The organism is Dolichospermum circinale AWQC131C (genome assembly GCF_000426905.1).
Taxonomy (GTDB): Bacteria; Cyanobacteriota; Cyanobacteriia; order Cyanobacteriales; family Nostocaceae; genus Dolichospermum; species Dolichospermum circinale.
On sequence record NZ_APIY01000461.1, the window covers coordinates 1 to 682 of the forward strand.

Genomic DNA, 682 nt, shown 5'->3' on the forward strand with positions numbered 1-682 from the left:
ATTTTGGATTCACAATTTAATTGTATAAAAATAATTAAATTAATAAAGCTGGTAGAGAAGTTACTTCATGTTTATCTAACTTTAAAGAAGGTTTTTTATCTTGCCAAGTATAAGCAATTAAACCCGAAATAATATTAACCATAAAGTTAGAAATACTACGATGACGAGAATGAACAACTTGGGAAATATTTTGGAGTTGGTCATTGACAGTTTCGATTAAAGCCCTTTTTCTTAACATAAGTTTTTCCCACAATTCAACTAATTTATTATTCATATTCTTCTTAAAAGGAGTAATTAACTTCACATCATTCTCCAATAGTTCCTGAAATAAACTTTTAGAAATATATCCTTTATCTCCAAAAAGTCTTCCCCATAAATTTTGTGCTAAAGTAGGAACTGGTTTCCGGTCATCAATATTTCCAGGAGTGACTTGAAAAGCTAATAATTCCCCTTGCTCATTAATAATTAAATGAAGTTTAAATCCAAAGTACCAATCTACAGAACTCTTACCCCAGCCAGATAAACCCCGAAAAACTTTATTTCTTTTTGCTCTTTTATTATGACAAATAGGAATACCCATACTATCAATAAAAGAGATACCACTACATTGACCTTTGCGAGTATTAAGATAACAAATTAAAGGCAGTAAAGCATCAGGCATTAATTCAACAAAGCGATTATA

The 682-nt window shown here is 29.8% G+C and carries 1 protein-coding gene; it reads right to left on the reverse strand.

Features of this window, described 5'->3' with window-relative positions; translation table 11 throughout:
* Positions 1-34: 34 nt before the first annotated feature.
* The coding region (locus tag ACIR131C_RS21465) for an IS982 family transposase (protein WP_035371311.1) at positions 35-682 on the reverse strand (648 nt) is incomplete at its 5' end.